Annotated in this window: 2 rRNA genes; both read left to right on the forward strand. The window is 50.3% G+C overall.

Features of this window, described 5'->3' with window-relative positions:
- Positions 1 to 239 (forward strand): 16S ribosomal RNA (locus FE839_RS24350); the annotation flags it as partial.
- A gap of 335 nt (positions 240 to 574) precedes the next feature.
- Positions 575 to 1,283: ribosomal RNA gene (locus FE839_RS24355) — 23S ribosomal RNA — on the forward strand; the annotation flags it as partial.

The raw sequence follows: 1,283 nt of genomic DNA on the forward strand, positions 1-1,283 counted from the left end.
GGACTGGAGTCTGCAACTCGACTCCACGAAGTCGGAATCGCTAGTAATCGTGGATCAGAATGCCACGGTGAATACGTTCCCGGGCCTTGTACACACCGCCCGTCACACCATGGGAGTGGGTTGCAAAAGAAGTAGGTAGCTTAACCTTCGGGAGGGCGCTTACCACTTTGTGATTCATGACTGGGGTGAAGTCGTAACAAGGTAACCGTAGGGGAACCTGCGGTTGGATCACCTCCTTACCTTAAAGAACCTGCCTTTGCAGTGCTCACACAGATTGTCTGATGAAAAATAAATTTCAAAATGTACCAAAAAGTGCATTGTGAAATTTTGCTCTTTAAAAATCTGGATCAAGCTGAAAATTGAAACGACACACTGAATAAGTGTGTTCGGGTCTCTCAAATTATCGCAATCAGAAGACGACACTGTAAAAGGTGATGTGAGCGATGTGAAGACAAGGCGTACCGCACGCAGCGAGCGCAGTGGACTGAATGTCCATGAGCATCGCGAGTACGGAACAACGCAGTATTCACGACGCGCAACAAGCCGGACAGAATAAAACATCTTCGGGTTGTGAGGTTAAGCGACTAAGCGTACACGGTGGATGCCTTGGCAGTCAGAGGCGATGAAGGACGTGCTAATCTGCGAAAAGCGCCGGTAAGGTGATATGAACCGTTATAACCGGCGATGTCCGAATGGGGAAACCCAGTGTGATTCGTCACACTATCGTTAACTGAATACATAGGTTAACGAGGCGAACCGGGGGAACTGAAACATCTCAGTACCCCGAGGAAAAGAAATCAACCGAGATTCCCCCAGTAGCGGCGAGCGAACGGGGAGGAGCCCGGAGTCTGAATCAGCATGTGTGTTAGTGGAAGCGTCTGGAAAGGCGCACGGTACAGGGTGAAAGTCCCGTACACAAAAATGCAGATGCTGTGAACTCGAAGAGTAGGGCGGGACACGTGTTATCCTGTCTGAATATGGGGGGACCATCCTCCAAGGCTAAATACTCCTGACTGACCGATAGTGAACCAGTACCGTGAGGGAAAGGCGAAAAGAACCCCGGCGAGGGGAGTGAAAAAGAACCTGAAACCGTGTACGTACAAGCAGTGGGAGCCCCACCACCAAAGCGTTTCGCTTTGTGTGGTGCACAAAGAAGCGTAACGACAGCACTGAATGACGGTTAACGGCGCGTAAGCGACGTTCAACACAAAAATCAGGCAGTGGAGCGCTTTGGGGTGGGGTGACTGCGTACCTTTTGTATAATGGGTCAGCGACTTATATTC

It is taken from the genome of Klebsiella indica, from assembly GCF_005860775.1.
GTDB classification, from domain to species: domain Bacteria; phylum Pseudomonadota; class Gammaproteobacteria; order Enterobacterales; family Enterobacteriaceae; genus Klebsiella; species Klebsiella indica.